Below are 15,333 nucleotides of genomic sequence, written 5' to 3'. Positions count from 1 at the left end.
GATGCGTCAGTCTCCCACGGAGTGTGCGCGGAGGGAATCAGTGATCTCGACGAGCTGCTGGGACACCGAGCTCTCCGGTCGCGCGACCGCGGGGGAGAGCACTCGTCGCATTCCGGGTGAAACATTGCGCTCGTAGAATCGACGCGTGACCGACTTCCCCGTGCGCATCCGTCCCGCCATCGCCGCGCACCCCGCCTACAAGCAGGGCAGACAGGCCGGCGCTGAGGCGTTCAAGCTCTCGAGCAACGAGAACCCGTTCGAGCCGCTTCCGGGCGTCGTCGCGGCGATGCAGGCTGCGGCCGGTTTCCACCGCTATCCCGACGCGTCGTCGCCGCGCCTGCGCGCGCGCCTGGCCGAGCGCTTCGGTGTCGCGGACGATGCCGTGCACATCGCCGCCGGCTCGGTCTCGATCCTCTACCAGCTCGCCCACGCGACATGCGGTCCCGGTGATGAGCTGCTCTTCTCCTGGCGCTCCTTCGAGGCGTACCCGGGCCTCGCGATCGTCGCCGACGCCACGCCGGTCCCGGTGCCGAACACCGTGGCGGGCGGGCACGATCTCGACGCGATGGCGGATGCCGTCACCGACCGCACGCGCATGATCATCGTCTGCAGCCCCAACAACCCGACCGGACCGGTCGTCACCCAGGCCGGCTTCGAGGCGTTCCTCACGCGGGTACCCGCCGATGTGCTGGTCGTGTTGGACGAGGCCTACGCCGAATTCGTCACCGATCCGGACGCCGTCGACGGCGCACGGATTCTGGCGGCGGGGCATCCGAACGTCGTCGTGCTCCGCACGTTCTCCAAGGCGTACGGTCTGGCGGGCCTGCGCGTCGGCTACGCGGTGGGGGACCCTCGCATCCTCTCCGCGGCGGGGACCACCGGGATTCCCCTATCAGTCACGGCGGGCGCCGAAGCGGCCGCCCTCGCGAGCCTCGATGCCGAAGACGAGCTGCTCGAGCGTGTGCGCGTTCTCACCGATCGTCGTGATCGCCTGGCCGCGCGCCTCCGCGAGGTCGGCTGGGACGTCCCGGTCGCGCAGGGCAACTTCGTGTGGCTTCCCGCGGGAGACCGTGCGCTCGACGTCGCGGCCGCGTTCGAGGCGGCAGACCTGATCGTCCGCCCGTTCGCGGGCGACGGCGTGCGGATCTCGATCGGGGAGGAAGAATCCCTCGACCGCGTGGTCGAGGTCGCCGCGGCCACGCGACTGTAGACCGAGGACGGCGGATCGCAGCATCCATTGTCGAACTCATGCAGAGGCCCGCATACCTCGCGCGGTAGCGTGAACGCATGACCCCGCCTGACGATCCTGCCCTCGTGCGCGTCCTGGCGGCGGACGGGACGTTCGCCCCCAGCCCTGCAGCGGAGCGCTTTCTGCCGCTGATCGACGCCCTCAGCGACGACGATCTGGAGACGTTCTACCGTGACATGGTCACGGTCCGCGCCTTCGACCGCCAAGCCACGAACCTGCAGCGCCAGGGCCAGCTGGCCCTGTGGCCGCCGTCGTTCGGGCAAGAGGCTGCGCAGGTCGGCTCGGTGCGGGCGACGCGCCCGCAGGATCACATCTTCCCGTCATACCGCGAGCACGTCGTCGCCACGACGCGTGGCGTCGACCCGATCGACATCATCCGCGTCATGCGTGGTCTCACGCACGGCGGCTGGGATCCGACCGATCCGAAAAACGGCAACACCCATATCTACACGCTGGTCCTGGGCTCGCAGACGTTGCACGCAACCGGCTTCGGCATGGGCCTCGCCTTCGACGGCCGCGCCGGAACGGGCGACCCCGACACCGACACCGCCGTCATCGTCTACTACGGCGACGGCGCCTCCAGTCAGGGTGACGTGCACGAAGCGATGGTCTTCGCGAACAGCTACCGCACGCCCCAGGTGTTCTTCCTGCAGAACAATCACTGGGCGATCTCGGTCCCCGTCGCCACGCAGGCCCGCGGACCGCTGCACCAGCGCGCGGCGGGCTACGGCATGCCCTCGACCCTCGTCGACGGCAACGACGTTCTCGCCAGCTACGCCGTCAGCAAGCTCGCGCTCGACGAGGCGCGCGCGGGTGGCGGGCCGCAGGCGATTGAAGCGCTGACGTACCGGATGGGTGCGCACACGACCAGCGACGACCCGACGAAGTACCGCACCTCCGACGAAGAGGCATCCTGGGCTCAGCGCGATCCGATCGCGCGCCTGCGCACCTACCTCGAGGCGAAGGGTGCGGCATCCACATTCTTCGACGAGGTGGATGCCGCGGCTCAGGCCTACGCCGACGACGTGCGGGTGCGCACCAACGAGCTGGGTGGGCTCGAGGCATCCGACATGTTCGCGCACGTCTACAGCGAGTTCCACCCGCTCCTCGCGGAGCAACAGCGCTGGCTCTCGGACTATGAGTCCTCGTTCGAGGGAGGTGTCGCGTGACCGGGCCCGTCGTGATGCCGTTCGCGAAAGCGCTGAATGCGGGGCTTCGCGCCGCGATGACCGCCGACGATCACGTGCTGCTCATGGGCGAGGACATCGGGCGCCTCGGCGGCGTGTTCCGCGTGACCGAGGGTCTCCAAGCCGAGTTCGGCGACCGGCGGGTGCTCGACAGCCCGCTGGCCGAATCGGGCATCGTCGGCACGGCGATCGGCCTGGCGATGGCCGGTTTCCGTTCGGTCGTCGAGATCCAGTTCGACGGGTTCGTCTTCCCGGCGTTCGATCAGATCACCTCGCAGCTCGCGAAGATCACGAACCGCCACGAGGGTGCGCTGCAGATGCCGATTGTCATCCGCATCCCGTACGGCGGCCACATCGGCGCGATCGAGCACCACCAGGAGAGCCCCGAGGCCTACTTCACCCACACGCCGGGGCTGCGGGTCGTCTCGCCCTCGACGCCGAACGACGCGTACTGGATGATCCAGGACGCGATCACCTCTCCCGACCCCGTGATCTTCCTCGAGCCCAAGGCGAAGTACTGGATGAAGGGCGAGGTCGACACCGCACAGCGTGCCGCACCCCTGCACGCGTCGCGCGTCGTGCGTCGGGGGACCGACGTCACGCTCGTCGGACACGGCGCCATGGTGACGATGCTGCTGCAGGCCGCCGCGCTCGCCGAGAGCGAGGGGACGTCGTGCGAAGTGATCGACGTGCGCTCGCTGTCGCCCGTGGACTATGGGCCGATCCTCGACTCGGTGCGCCGCACCGGACGGATGGTCTACGCCCAGGAGGCCCCCGGCTTCACCTCGCTCGGCTCAGAGGTCGCGGCGACCGTGATGGAGCGGGCGTACTTCGCGCTCGAAGCGCCGGTGCTGCGCGTCTCGGGTTTCGATGTGCCGTTCCCGCCCGCGAAGCTCGAGGGCGTCTTCCTCCCGGATGTCGACCGCATCCTCGAGGCCGTCGACCGTGCCCTCGCCTACTGACCCGCCCCCCTTACAGTGAGACACCTGATGTGCACCGAGACACCCGATGCACACCGGTGTCTCGGAGCAGAAACCGTGTCTCGTGGCATGGGCATGACGAGGAGAATCACATGAGCGAACAGACCTTCCGGTTGCCGGACGTCGGCGAAGGACTCACCGAGGCCGAGATCGTGCAGTGGCGGGTGGCGCCGGGCGATGCGGTCGAGGTCAACGACGTGCTCGTCGAGATCGAAACGGCCAAGTCGCTCGTCGAGCTGCCGTCGCCGTTCGCCGGCACGGTGGGCGAACTGCTCGCACCCGAGGGCGAGACGGTCACCGTCGGCACGGCGATCATCACGATCGCCGGTGACGCCGAGACGACGGATGCCGTGGTCGGCGACTCGCAGCACGGCGAGAAGCCGGTGGAGCCCGAGGCCGGCGGCGCCGTGCTCGTGGGCTACGGCACCGCGGAAGCCCCGACCTCGCGCCGCAAGCGGCCCGCCGCACGCGCCGAGACGGTGAAGGCCTCGGTCGGAGTCGTGGCCAAGCCGCCCGTCCGCAAGCTTGCGCGTGATCTCGGTGTCACCCTCTCCGACGTGAGTCCCAGCGGCCCGGCCGGCGAAGTCACCCGCGACGATGTGGTCCGTCACGCCGAGCAGGCCAGTGTCTTCCGCAACATCGCGACACCGGCGGCGCCGGCGCAGCGCGAGCAGACGATCCCGGTCGCACCCGAGGCCCGCGTCGAGGTCGCCGAGCGGGAGGACGACCACCGCGAAGAGACGATCCCGGTCAAGGGCGTGCGCAAGGCGACGTCCTCGGCGATGGTGCGCTCGGCCTACACGGCTCCGCACGTGTCGGTGTGGACCGATGTCGACGCGACGCGCACGATGGAGCTCGTCAAGCGGCTGAAGACCTCCCCGGATTTCGCGGACGTCAAGATCTCGCCGCTGCTCATCGTCGCGCGCGCCGTCGTCTGGGCGTCGCGGCGGACGCCCATGGTCAACGCGGCGTGGGTCGACAAGGAAGACGGCAGCGCCGAGATCCGGGTGCGCAACTATGTCAATCTCGGCATTGCGGCCGCGACCCCGCGAGGCTTGCTCGTCCCGAACATCAAGGACGCACAGGACCTCAACATGCGCGGTCTTGCCCGGGCACTCGAGAAGCTCACCGTCACGGCCCGCGAGGGAAAGACGACCCCGGCCGACCAGCAGGGCGGCACGATCACGATCACCAACATCGGTGTGTTCGGGATGGATGCCGGTACCCCGATCATCAACCCCGGCGAGAGCGGGATCGTCGCGATGGGCACGATCCGGCAGAAGCCGTGGGTCGTTGATGGCGAAGTGCGCCCGCGGTTCGTCACGACGGTGTCGGGATCGTTCGATCACCGCGTGATCGACGGCGACGGCATGAGCCGCTTCATCGCCGACATCGCCGCCGTGCTCGAAGAGCCGGCGCTGCTGCTCGACTGACCCGTCGGGCTGTCAGCGGCGTGCTGTACCCCGTACAGGAGAACCTGGCCGGTGCGTGACGCCCAGCCCCGGATTTCCGGGGGTGAGGGTCACCGGGCGGGCGCCGCGCGGTATCTCGGCCCACACGTGCGCTGGCAGTTCGGCTACGGGCACGAGGAAGATTCCGGCGAGGAACTCTCCCCGGAGGTGCCACGGCTCGGGAGGATACGACGTCACCGGTACGTCGCTCCGGTCTCCGCCTTGTCGATGAGCGAGATCGGCGGGGCGAGGTGGTCTCCGTACCGGTCCGCCAGCTCGCGGGTGCGCCGCGCGTAGGCCGCCACACCGAGTGAGCCGTCCGCAGCTTCGTAGCCGTCGACGTGCTGCAACGCGCCGCCGAGGAGCGGCGGGAATCCGATTCCGAGAATCGAGCCGATGTTGGCGTCGGCCACGCTGCGCAGCACGCCCTCCTCCCACACCCGGATCGTCTCGTTGCTCATCGCGAACGTCAGCCGATCCTCGATGTCGACGAGCGGAACGTCGACGTCGCCGCCGAACAGATCGGAAAGCCCCGGCCAGAGCACCTTGCGCGCACCCTCGGGATAGTCGTAGAACCCGGAGCCCGCGGCCTTGCCGCGCCGCCCCAGGCCGATGAGCTCCTCCAGCACGCGCAGTGCGGGCGAGGGCTCGTCGTTCGTGCCGGCGAGGCGTTGCGCTTCCTTCTCGATCTTCTGGGGGAGTTCGAGTGACACTTCGTCGAGCATCGCGAGTGGGTGCCCGGGGAAGCCCGCCAGCGACGCGGCGCGCTCGATCGCGACGGGATCGATGCCCTCGCCGACCATGCGCGCGGCCTCCATGACGAGCGACCCGAACACGCGGCTCGTGAAGAACCCGCGCCGATCGTTCACGACGATCGGCGTCTTCCGCACCTGCACCGCCAGGTCGAACGCGCGCGCGAGCGCCGCGTCGCTCGTCTGTTCCCCGACGATGATCTCGATCAGCGGCATCTTGTCGACCGGGCTGAAGAAGTGGATGCCGATGACATCGGCCGGATTCTTCACCCCCTCCGCGAGCACGCTGATCGGCAGGGTCGATGTGTTCGATCCCCGCAGTGCACCGGGGAGAACGGATGCCTCGGCCTCGGCGAGCACGCGGTGCTTCAGCTCGACGGATTCGAACACCGCCTCGATGACTGCATCGCACCCGGCGAGGTCGGCCGCATCCGCGGTCGGAGTGATGCGGGCGAGAGTCTCCTCGCGCTGCTCCGCGCTGAGCCGGCCCTTCGCGACGAGGCCGTCGAGTAGCGTCTCGGCGTGCGCGCGACCGCGGGCCGCGGCGTCGAGCGTCACGTCTTTCAGCACCACCTCGATCCCCGCGCGGGCCGCCGACAAAGCGATCCCGGCGCCCATCATGCCGGCGCCCAGGACGGCGAGTCGGGTGACAGGGCGCGGCGGGATGCCGGCCGGGCGCGACGCGCCGCTGCCGATCGCCTGCATGTCGAAGAAGAACGCCTGGGTCATGTTGCGGAACTGCTGACCGGTTGCGAGCGAGACGAAGTAGCGCGACTCGATGCGGGATGCCGTTTCGAGATCGACCTGCGCGCCTTCGACGGCGGCGGCGAGGATCGCGCGCGGCGCGCGGTAGCGGGCACCCTTGAGCTTCGCGCGGAGTGTTGCGGGAAACGCCGGGAGCATCGCGGCGAGAGCGGGCGTCTTCGGCGTGCCGCCGGGCATGCGGTAGCCGGGGCGATCCCACGGCTGGGCGGCGTCCGGGTGCGCGTCGATCCACGCGATCGCGGCGGGCAGCAACGCGTCGCGGGACGTGACCACCTCGTCGATGATCCCGGCTTCCCGTGCCTGCGCGGGACGGAACCGACGACCCTCCAGGAGCACGCCGGTGAGCGCCTGTTGCAGCCCCAGCATCCGCACCGTGCGGGTCACTCCGCCGCCGCCGGGAAGAAGCCCGAGCGTCACTTCGGGCAGGCCGAGGTCGTAGCGCGCGTCGACGGCGATGCGGTGATGTGCGGCGAGGGCGATCTCGAAGCCGCCACCGAGAGCCGCCCCCGCGATTGCGGCGACGACAGGGCGTCCGATCGTCTCGAGGCGCCGGAGGTCGGCCTTGATCCCCTCCACCTCCGCGAACAACGCAGCAGCGCCGGAAGGTCCGGTCGCCATCAGCGCGACCAGGTCGCCGCCGGCGAAGAATGTCTTCTTGGCGCTCGAGATCACCACGCCGCGCACCGACGTGGGGTCTGCGCCGATCTGGTCGGCCACGGCGTCGACCGCGGCGGTCAGGGCGGAGCGGAAGGCCGGATTCATCGTGTTGGCCGACTGTGTGGGGTCATCGAGCACGAAGTGCGCAATGCCGTCATCGAGGTCGAAGCGCACGGCGGGTGCGAGATCTGTCATGGCGTGATCCTGTTCTGGCGGAGACGGGTTCAGATGCGTTCGACGACGGTCGCGATGCCCATGCCGCCGCCGATGCAGAGAGTGGCGAGCCCGTACCGACCACCGGTGCGTTCGAGCTCGTCGACGAGTGTGCCGAGGATCATCGCTCCGGTGGCGCCCAGCGGGTGCCCCATCGCGATCGCTCCACCGTTGACGTTCGTGCGCTCGTGGGGGAAGTCCCCGAGGTCGCGCATGAGCTTGAGGGCGACGGCGGCGAACGCCTCATTGATCTCGATGAGGTCGATGTCGGAGATCGTGAGCCCGGCGCGGTCGAGGGCGAGGCGGGATGCCGGGGCGGGCCCGGTGAGCATGATCGTCGGCTCGGTGCTGGTGACCCCGACCGAGACGATGCGCGCGCGGGGCGTGAGGCCGTGCCGGAGCCCCGCCGCTTCCGAACCGATCAGGACGAGCGCAGCACCGTCGACGATGCCCGACGAGTTGCCCGCGTGGTGGACGTGGTCGATCTCGCGGACGTGGGGGTATTTCTCGAGGGCCACCGCGTCGAAGCCGGCGACCCGTCCGACCTGGGCGAACGACGGGGTGAGAGCGCCCAGCGACTCCCGTGAGGTGCCGGGGCGGATCGTCTCATCGCGGGAGGCGATGATGAGGCCGTTGCGGTCGCGCACGGGCACGACGGATCGGGTGAAGCGGCCCTCGTTCCAGGCGCGCTCGGCGCGCGCGTGGGATTCGGCGGCGAACGTGTCGACGGCGTCGCGGTCGTAACCTTCGATCGTCGCGATGAGGTCGGCGCTGATGCCCTGTGGCACGAAATCCGCCGCGAACGCGGTGTCGGGGTCCATCGCCCACGGTCCGCCGTCGCTCCCCATCGGCACGCGGCTCATCGATTCGACACCGCCCGCGACGAACAGGTCTTCCCAGCCCGATCGCACGCGTGCCGCGGCTTGGTTGACGGCTTCGAGCCCGGATCCGCAGAACCGGTTGAGCTGCACCCCGGGGACAGTGTCGGGGAGGCCCGCCGCGAGCGCCGCGGTCTTGGCGATGTCGGCACCCTGGTCGCCGACCGGCGTGACGCAGCCGAGGATCACGTCGTCGATCCCCGCCGGGTCGAGCCCGGGATTCCGCTCGCGCAGGGCATCGAGAAGTCCGGTCACCAGCGACACGGGCTTCACCTCGTGCAGGGCGCCGGTCGCTTTGCCTCGGCCGCGCGGGGTGCGGATCGCGTCGTAGACGAACGCCTCGGTCATCGGGTCTCCTGTCGTTCGGTCGGAAGGTCGGTGGCCCCGGTGGGGGCCCAGTCTGCGAGCACGTCGGCGACGTCGTCGGGCATCGAACGCGGCGGCCGGATGCCGGCCGCCCGCGTCCGGGAGAATCTCGGCGCCGGCGCGGCCTGCACGACTCCGTCAGCCTCGACCAGTGTGCCCCGGGCGGTGAGGTGCGGGTGGGCTGCGGCTTCGGCGAACGAGAGGACGGGCGTCACACAGGCATCCGACCCGTCGAAAACCTCGGCCCGCTCATCCCGAGTGCGCGTCGCGAACGTGTCGGACAGACGCGCGCGCAGCGCCGGCCAGGTGCGCGGGTCGTCCTGCGCGGCCGCGACCACCTCGGCGTCCGCCCAGCGCTCTTTCTGTTCGGGAGTCGCGAGATCGAGGAAATACGGGATCACGATGTCGTCCTGCAGCCCGATGCCGACGCCGAAGGACGTGAATCCCGTTCGCGCGATCTCCTCCGCGAACACGAACCGGTAGCGGTAGTCCGGCTCGCCGCCTCCGCCGAACTCTTCCGGCACGCCGAGGCCCAGCATCCCGTGAGCGCCGGCCTTCTCCCAGATCGCGCGATCGACGCCGTGCTCGCGCCGCCGCCCATCGAACTGCCGACGATGTGGGGCGAACGGATGCCGCGACGCTCGATTTCGGCCTCGACCCAGTCGGCGTAGCCCGTGACGCCCGGCTGAACCGTGTCGTCGAGGGGTGCGGCGCCGAACCCGGGCAAATCGAGCGCAAGGATGCGGGGGCGACGGGTGAGCTCGCCCACGACGGGTGCGAACACCTGATGGCGACTGCCGAGCCCGTGCGGCAACACGAGATCCGGTCCCGCGCCGCCCACGAAGATGCTCATGCGATGCAGCCTCTCGCGGTCGCACCGGGACGGAGCGTCGGTGTCGTCAGGCGGAGCGCACCGGGCGCCGACTCGGGGACCACGGGAGTGCGCGGAGCGACCGGCTCGATGCGGCGATACGGCTCGCCGAGCCGCGGACGTGCGTCGGGCTCGCCCTTGTTCGGCCAGAGCGCGGTGGCCCGTTCGGCTTGCGCCGTGATCGTGAGCGACGGGTTCACGCCGAGATTGGCGCTGATAGCGGAACCGTCGAGGATGTGGAGGCCGTCGTAGCCGAACACGCGCTGGTAGGGGTCGATGACGCCGCTCGTGATCGACGTGCCGATCGCACAGCCGCCGATGAAATGCGCCGTCGTCGGGATGCCGATGAGGTCGGCCGATGACCCGCCGGCGAGGCCGTCGACGCGGGTGGCGAGCTCGCGGGCGACGCGGTGGGCGGCGGGGATCCACTCGGGGTTGGGCTGGCCGGTCCCCTGCCGGGTCGTCATACGCCGACCGAAGATTCCGCGCGTGAGGTAGGTCGTCAGCGAGTTGTCGAGGGACTGCATGACGAGCACGATCATCGACTGCTCGGCCCATCGCCGGACCGCGTGGAGGCGCAGAGCGGGACGCATGCCCAATCGGGTATACGTGCGGAGCGCCGCGCGCCAGCGCGGCATCCCCTCAACCGGGTCGACGAGGTGCGCGTTGAGGAGAGCGAGCAGACTCGACCCGCGGCCATACCTGACCGCCTCGACGTGCGTGTGCGGATCGGGATGAAATGACGACGTGATCGCCGTGCCGGGAGTGAGGTCGGCGTGCGGATCGCTCGTCCGCGCGGACAGTACGGCTTCGGAGTTCGTGCGGCTGAGTTCGCCGAGTCGCGGCGACAGGCGGGGGAGCGAGCGCCGCCGGAGCGTGTGGAGAAGGCGTTGGGTGCCCAGGGCGTTCGCCGCGAAGACGACGTGGTCCGCCGTGAACGTGCGACGCCGGAGCGGGTTGCCCGTGACGTGTCCGGTCACGCGGTAGCGGCCGCCGCGCACCGGGCGGACATCGGTGACGGTCGTCAGCGCGTGGATGCGGGCACCGGCGCGCTGGGCGAGCGGCAGATAGTTCTTCACGAGAGTGTTCTTCGCGTTGTACCGGCAGCCGGTCATGCAGGCGCCGCACTCGATGCACCCGCGCCGCTCCGGTCCGACTCCTCCGAAGAAGGGGTCGGGCGAGGGGATGCCGTGACCCTCCCCGAAGAAGACACCGATCTCGGCGGCATGGAACGTGTCGCTCACGCCCTCGTCGGCGGCGAGTTCGCGAAGCAGGTCGTCGGGCCGCGTCGTCGCGTGCGCGCGGGTGACCCCCAGCATCCGCTTCGCTTGGTCGTAGTAGGGCGCGAGCTCGCTCTGCCAATCGGTGATGTGCGCCCACTGCGGATCGCGGTAGAAGGCCTCTGGCGGCTCGTACAGCGTGTTCGCGTAGACCAGCGATCCGCCGCCGACGCCGGTGCCGCTCACGACGAGGACGTTGCGCAGCAGCGTCATCCGCATGATGCCGAAGCAGCGGGCCGCCGGCATCCACAGGTAGCGCCGCAGTCGCCACGACGTTTCCGGGAGCTCGTCGTCGCGGAACCACCGTCCCGCTTCGATCACACCGACGCGGTAGCCCTTTTCGCTCAGGCGCAACGCCGCGACGCTCCCGCCGAAGCCGGAGCCGATCACTACAACGTCGTAGTCGCTCACGCGGCCACCGTAACCCACTATTGACACTTTGCCAATAGCCGATCACACTGACCGATGTGAGCGAGACCCCGAGGACGAGGCTGAGCCCCGACGAGCGTCGGCAGCAGATCGTCGATGCCGCCAGCGAGCTCTACCGCGAGCGGCGCTACGACGACATCTCGATGGAAGAACTCGCGGCGGCTGCGGGCGTCGCACGCGGCCTTCTGCACCACTACTTCGGGTCGAAGCGGGAGCTGTTCCTCGCGGTCATGACGCAGTCGGTGCGCCTCCCCGTCGAGGAGCTCCCCGACCTCGAGGGCCGCCCGGTCGCCGAGCGGGCGCGGCTGACGATGGCCTGGATCCTCGAGGGGGCGCGGACGTACGGCCAACGATGGGTGAACACGGCCGGCGCCGAGGGGATGCACGACGGCGGTGACGTCCAGGTGCTCGTCGATGTCGCCGATGACCGCGCGGCGCGATTCGTGCTCGACGCACTCGGCCTGCCCGACGACGCGGCGCTTCGCGCACGCTTGCGACCCGTCGCCGCGTTCATCAAAGCGCTCTGCCGCGAGTGGCTGCAGCGCGAGACGCTCACGCGCGACGACGTCCTCGACCTCAGCACTGCGGCCGTGCTCGCGGCCGTCCGGGAGCAGTGATGCCCCGCATCGGGATCATCGGCTCGGGATTCGGCGCGATCGCGGTCGCCGCAGAGTTTCTGCGCCACGGCTACCGGGCGCTCGGCGCGAGGGCGCACCTCGGGATCTACGTGCCCGGGTTCCCGAACCTGATGGTGTCGTACGGCCCGAACACCAACCTCGGCGGCAGCTCGATCATCCGGATGCTGGAGGCGCAGGCCCGGCACATGCGCCTCGCCGTCGACCGGATGGTCGGCGCCGGAGGGCGCACGATCGAGGCGACAGCAGCCGCCGAGCAGCAGTGGGACGACGACGTGCAGGCGCAGTTGGCGACATCCGCCTGGACCGACTGCGACAGCTGGTACCGGCATCCGGTTTCGGGGCGGATCACGTCGAACTGGCCCGGCGGCACCGACAGCGACGTTGCGTGCACGCACGATCTGCGCGTCGCCGACTTCGCCTGGGGGTGAGGGCTCGAGGTCTGAGAACGATTATCAGTAGCGTAGAATCATGGGATGCCTTCCACACAGCTTCCCGCCGCAGGTGCGCTCGTCCTGGCCTCGACCCTCGTCCTCGCCGGATGTGCCGGCGCCGCGCCGTCGGCATCCTCCGCGGAGGACGGCACGCTCACGGTCGTCGCCTCGACAAACGTGTACGGCGACATCGCGCAGGAGATCGGCGGCGACCTGATCGAGGTCACCTCGATCATCGACTCGATCTCGCAGGACCCGCACTCGTACGAAGCATCCGCGAAGGATCAGCTGACCGTGTCGAAGGCCGACCTTCTCATCGAGAACGGGGGCGGCTACGACGCGTTCCTCGACGCGCTGATCGAGGCCACCGGAACCGGAGCACCCGTCGTCACGGCGGTCGAGTTCTCCCACGACTGGCCCGAAAACGGTGGTCACAGCGAGGAGGAGCACGACCACGCCGACGACGAGGCGACGGACGCCGCGGACGATCACGCCGGCCACGATCACGTCGAGGGTTTCAACGAGCACGTCTGGTACGACCCGCACACGATCGAGCACGTCGCCGAGGAAATCGCGCACGAGCTCGCCGAGATCGACCCGGACAACGCGGCCACCTACGAGGCCACCTACGCGGACTTCGTGGCCGGCATTGCCGACATCGAAGCCTCGCTCGACGAGATCGCGGCGACCTTCGCGGGGACCCAGATCTTCGTCACCGAGCCCGTCCCGCTCTACCTCGCCGCCGCCGCCGGGCTCGAGAACGCGACACCGGCCGCCTTCAGCGAAGCCGTCGAAGAGGGCCAAGACGTCCCGCCCGCCACGCTTCTCGAAGCTCTCACCATCGTCGCCTCCGGTGACGTCAGCGCCCTGATCGTCAACGCGCAGACCGGTGGCGCCGAGACCAGCGAAGTGATCACGAAGGCTGAGGATGCCGGCATCCCCGTCATCGAATTCACCGAACTCGTCCCCGAGGGGGAGACCTACCTGACATGGATGCAGACGAACGTCGACGCGCTGGCCGGTACGCTGGCGCGGTGAGTGAGGCCGAGACACCCCCCGTTCTCCAGATTCGCGGTGCGGCGCTCCGGCGCGGTGACCGTGAGCTGTGGAGCGGGCTCGACCTCGACGTCGCCCCCGGCGAACTGATCGCCGTTCTTGGCCCGAGCGGGTCGGGAAAGACGACGCTGCTGCGCGCGATTCTCGGTCTCGAGCCGCTCAGCGAGGGGACGATCACCGCCCTCGGTGCGCCGGTGCACGGCCGAGGCAACCGGCGCATCGGCTACCTTCCGCAGGCGCGACCCCTGTCGCGCGACACCGCGATGCGCGGGCGCGACCTGATCGCCCTCGGCGTCGACGGACACCGGTTCGGCCTGCCGTTCGCGCGGCGCTCCGACCGGGATCGCGTCGAAGAGCTCATCGATGCCGTCGGCGCGCGCGATTTCGCCGACAATCCGGTCGGCGTGTTGTCCGGCGGCGAGCAGCAGCGCCTGCGCGTCGGGCAGGCACTCGCCGACGACCCGCGCCTCCTGCTCTGCGACGAACCGCTCACGAGTCTTGACCTTGCGAACCAGCAGGGCGTGGTCCGGCTGATCGACGAACATCGCAAGACCGGCGCGGGAGTGCTCCTCGTCACGCACGACATCAACCCCGTGCTCGGCAAGGTCGACCGCATCCTCTACATCGCGAACGGCCGCTTCACCCTCGGCCGCCCGCAGGACGTGCTCACCTCGCCCGTGCTCACCGATCTGTACGGCGCCCCCGTCTTCGTGCTGCGCGCGGGCGACCGGCTGGTCGTCGTCGGTGCGCCGGATGCCGAGGACTCCCACCACCATCACGACCACGAGGATCACTCATGAACTGGTCCGACGTGGGAGACGCGATGTTCGGCGGCCTCGCCGACTACGGCGACATCCTCGCGCTCGTCTCGAACTCGATCTGGGCGGGCGCCGTCCTGGGGCTCGTCGGCGGCCTGATCGGTGTCTTCGTCATGCAACGGGACATGGCGTTCGCGGTGCACGGCATCAGCGAGCTGTCGTTCGCGGGAGCCGCCGCGGCGCTGCTGATCGGCGTGGATGTCGTGACCGGATCGATCGTCGGATCCCTCATCGCCGCGGCCCTGATCGGATGGCTGGGCGCCCGAGCACGCGACCGCAACTCGATCATCGGCGTGCTCATGCCGTTCGGCCTGGGCCTCGGCATCCTGTTCCTCTCGCTGTACGACGGCCGCAGTGCCAACCGGTTCAGTCTGCTCACCGGACAGATCGTGTCGGTGCAGAATGCACAGCTCGGCTGGCTCATCGGCATCTCCGCGTTCGTGCTCGTCGCGCTGCTGCTGATCTGGCGTCCACTCGCCTTCGACTCGCTCGACCCTCAATCCGCTGCCGCGCGAGGCGTTCCGACCGTCACGGTTTCGCTCGGGTTCATGCTGCTGCTCGGTCTCGTCGTCGCCGTCGCCGTGCACATCATCGGGGCGCTCCTCGTGATGGCGCTCGTCGTGACGCCGGCGGCCGCGGCGGCCCGCGTGACCTCGGGCAAACTCGCCCTGCCGTTGCTCTCGGCGGTGTTCGGCGTCGTCGCGGCGGTCGGCGGCATCCTGCTCGCGGTCATGGGGACGCTCCCAGTCAGCCCGTACATCACGACGTTGTCGTTCGCGATCTACCTCGTCTGCCGCATCGTCGGCGGCCGCCGCGGCCGCGTCACCCGCTGATCCACGCTCCCAGCCACCTCCGAAACCGCGCGGGTAGACTCCGACACATGGTCCAGCGCAACACTTGGCAACGCGATCGCGTGCGCACGGCGCTCGGCGACGCCGCTGGATTCGTCAGCGCGCAGGACCTCCACGCCGCGCTCCGCACCGACAACACCGGCATCGGCCTCGCGACGGTCTACCGGGCACTGGCGACCCTCGCCGCGAGCGGCGAAGCCGATCAACTGCAGAGCCCCGAGGGCGAAGCCATCTACCGCGCGTGCTCGAGCACGGGTCACCATCACCACCTGATCTGCCGGTCGTGCGGGCGTGCGGTCGAAATCCAGGCCAGCGACGTCGAGGAGTGGGCGCAGCGCACCGCCGCGCAGCACGGCTTCACACAGGCGGAGCACGTCGTCGACATCTTCGGTGTCTGCGCAGAGTGCGCAGCGAAGGCCGCGACGGCCGCCGCCGCGCCGGACGAGCGTGCCTGAGCACAT

At 69.8% G+C, this 15,333-nt stretch carries 15 protein-coding genes and 1 pseudogene; 11 read left to right on the top strand and 5 right to left on the bottom strand.

Annotated elements, in window-relative coordinates; translation table 11 throughout:
* Positions 1 to 145 precede the first annotated feature (145 nt).
* The 4 genes from Q0653_RS06170 to Q0653_RS06155 all read left to right on the top strand — a co-directional run bounded on the left by Q0653_RS06170 (position 146) and on the right by Q0653_RS06155 (position 4,849).
* Complete coding sequence (locus tag Q0653_RS06170) at positions 146 to 1,210, top strand: histidinol-phosphate transaminase (RefSeq protein WP_298741031.1); 1,065 nt, start codon at positions 146 to 148, stop codon at positions 1,208 to 1,210.
* Between the two features lie 77 nt (positions 1,211 to 1,287).
* A complete protein-coding gene (locus Q0653_RS06165; protein WP_298943486.1) occupies positions 1,288 to 2,418 on the top strand; it encodes a thiamine pyrophosphate-dependent enzyme in 1,131 nt (376 codons plus the stop codon).
* A 14-nt stretch (positions 2,419 to 2,432) separates the two neighbouring features.
* Complete coding sequence (locus tag Q0653_RS06160; RefSeq protein ID WP_298943917.1) at positions 2,433 to 3,398, top strand: alpha-ketoacid dehydrogenase subunit beta; 966 nt, start codon at positions 2,433 to 2,435, stop codon at positions 3,396 to 3,398.
* A gap of 110 nt (positions 3,399 to 3,508) precedes the next feature.
* Entirely contained in the window at positions 3,509 to 4,849 is a 1,341-nt protein-coding gene (locus Q0653_RS06155; protein ID WP_298943484.1) for a dihydrolipoamide acetyltransferase family protein, read from the top strand.
* A 212-nt stretch (positions 4,850 to 5,061) separates the two neighbouring features.
* On the opposite strand, the gene Q0653_RS06150 is transcribed toward Q0653_RS06155, so the two are convergent.
* From Q0653_RS06150 to Q0653_RS06140, 3 genes are read right to left on the bottom strand one after another with little or no spacing between them, the layout of a single operon-like run.
* On the bottom strand, positions 5,062 to 7,236 hold the full coding sequence (locus tag Q0653_RS06150) for a 3-hydroxyacyl-CoA dehydrogenase NAD-binding domain-containing protein (RefSeq protein ID WP_298943482.1): 2,175 nt from the start codon (positions 7,234 to 7,236) through the stop codon (positions 5,062 to 5,064).
* Between the two features lie 29 nt (positions 7,237 to 7,265).
* On the bottom strand, positions 7,266 to 8,480 hold the full coding sequence (locus Q0653_RS06145; protein WP_298943480.1) for an acetyl-CoA C-acetyltransferase: 1,215 nt from the start codon (positions 8,478 to 8,480) through the stop codon (positions 7,266 to 7,268).
* Positions 8,477 to 9,064 (bottom strand): acyl-CoA dehydrogenase family protein, encoded by a 588-nt coding sequence (locus tag Q0653_RS06140; RefSeq protein WP_366521970.1) that lies wholly within the window; start codon positions 9,062 to 9,064, stop codon positions 8,477 to 8,479. The genes Q0653_RS06145 and Q0653_RS06140 overlap by 4 nt, the downstream gene beginning before the upstream one ends.
* On the opposite strand from Q0653_RS06140, the gene Q0653_RS06130 reads away from it, so the two are divergent.
* A complete protein-coding gene (locus Q0653_RS06130; protein WP_298943940.1) occupies positions 9,041 to 9,169 on the top strand; it encodes a hypothetical protein in 129 nt (42 codons plus the stop codon). The two genes, Q0653_RS06140 and Q0653_RS06130, sit on opposite strands and share 24 nt — an antisense overlap.
* On the opposite strand, the pseudogene Q0653_RS14045 reads toward Q0653_RS06130, so the two are convergent.
* Positions 9,136 to 9,351: pseudogene (locus Q0653_RS14045) on the bottom strand (hypothetical protein); the annotation flags it as partial. The gene Q0653_RS06130 and the pseudogene Q0653_RS14045 sit on opposite strands and share 34 nt — an antisense overlap.
* Positions 9,348 to 11,060, bottom strand: coding sequence for a GMC family oxidoreductase (locus tag Q0653_RS06125; RefSeq protein ID WP_298943478.1), 1,713 nt, complete (start codon positions 11,058 to 11,060; stop codon positions 9,348 to 9,350). The pseudogene Q0653_RS14045 and the gene Q0653_RS06125, both read right to left, overlap by 4 nt.
* Positions 11,061 to 11,116: 56 nt before the next feature.
* On the opposite strand from Q0653_RS06125, the gene Q0653_RS06120 reads away from it, so the two are divergent.
* Genes Q0653_RS06120 through Q0653_RS06095 form a run of 6 tightly spaced genes read left to right on the top strand, consistent with a single transcriptional unit; the run spans position 11,117 to position 15,327 of the window.
* The gene (locus tag Q0653_RS06120; RefSeq protein WP_298943475.1) at positions 11,117 to 11,695 is read left to right on the top strand and encodes a TetR/AcrR family transcriptional regulator; all 579 of its coding nucleotides are present in this window, start codon (positions 11,117 to 11,119) and stop codon (positions 11,693 to 11,695) included.
* On the top strand, positions 11,695 to 12,144 hold the full coding sequence (locus Q0653_RS06115; protein WP_298943473.1) for a hypothetical protein: 450 nt from the start codon (positions 11,695 to 11,697) through the stop codon (positions 12,142 to 12,144). The genes Q0653_RS06120 and Q0653_RS06115 overlap by 1 nt, the downstream gene beginning before the upstream one ends.
* A gap of 45 nt (positions 12,145 to 12,189) precedes the next feature.
* A complete protein-coding gene (locus tag Q0653_RS06110; protein ID WP_298943470.1) occupies positions 12,190 to 13,185 on the top strand; it encodes a zinc ABC transporter substrate-binding protein in 996 nt (331 codons plus the stop codon).
* Positions 13,182 to 14,003, top strand: a complete 822-nt coding sequence (locus Q0653_RS06105) for a metal ABC transporter ATP-binding protein (RefSeq protein WP_298943468.1) — start codon at positions 13,182 to 13,184, stop codon at positions 14,001 to 14,003. The genes Q0653_RS06110 and Q0653_RS06105 overlap by 4 nt, the downstream gene beginning before the upstream one ends.
* On the top strand, positions 14,000 to 14,854 hold the full coding sequence (locus Q0653_RS06100; RefSeq protein WP_298741016.1) for a metal ABC transporter permease: 855 nt from the start codon (positions 14,000 to 14,002) through the stop codon (positions 14,852 to 14,854). Before Q0653_RS06105 ends, Q0653_RS06100 begins: the two co-directional genes overlap by 4 nt.
* Positions 14,855 to 14,901: 47 nt before the next feature.
* The gene (locus Q0653_RS06095) at positions 14,902 to 15,327 is read left to right on the top strand and encodes a transcriptional repressor (protein ID WP_298741014.1); all 426 of its coding nucleotides are present in this window, start codon (positions 14,902 to 14,904) and stop codon (positions 15,325 to 15,327) included.
* The last annotated feature ends 6 nt before the right edge of the window (positions 15,328 to 15,333 follow it).

Source organism: uncultured Microbacterium sp. (assembly GCF_947488465.1).
Lineage (GTDB): Bacteria > Actinomycetota > Actinomycetes > Actinomycetales > Microbacteriaceae > Microbacterium.
Note: the sequence above shows the minus strand (reverse complement) of the source record. Positions and strands in the feature narration are given on the sequence as shown.

Coding starts and splice junctions, on each gene's coding strand:
- Q0653_RS06160 (WP_298943917.1), top strand. CDS start 2,433: ATGCCGTTCGCGAAAGCGCTGAATGCGGGGCTTCGCGCCGCGATGACC.
- Q0653_RS06115 (WP_298943473.1), top strand. CDS start 11,695: ATGCCCCGCATCGGGATCATCGGCTCGGGATTCGGCGCGATCGCGGTC.
- Q0653_RS06155 (WP_298943484.1), top strand. CDS start 3,509: ATGAGCGAACAGACCTTCCGGTTGCCGGACGTCGGCGAAGGACTCACC.
- Q0653_RS06100 (WP_298741016.1), top strand. CDS start 14,000: ATGAACTGGTCCGACGTGGGAGACGCGATGTTCGGCGGCCTCGCCGAC.
- Q0653_RS06150 (WP_298943482.1), bottom strand. CDS start 7,236: ATGACAGATCTCGCACCCGCCGTGCGCTTCGACCTCGATGACGGCATT.
- Q0653_RS06110 (WP_298943470.1), top strand. CDS start 12,190: ATGCCTTCCACACAGCTTCCCGCCGCAGGTGCGCTCGTCCTGGCCTCG.
- Q0653_RS06145 (WP_298943480.1), bottom strand. CDS start 8,480: ATGACCGAGGCGTTCGTCTACGACGCGATCCGCACCCCGCGCGGCCGA.
- Q0653_RS06095 (WP_298741014.1), top strand. CDS start 14,902: ATGGTCCAGCGCAACACTTGGCAACGCGATCGCGTGCGCACGGCGCTC.
- Q0653_RS06165 (WP_298943486.1), top strand. CDS start 1,288: ATGACCCCGCCTGACGATCCTGCCCTCGTGCGCGTCCTGGCGGCGGAC.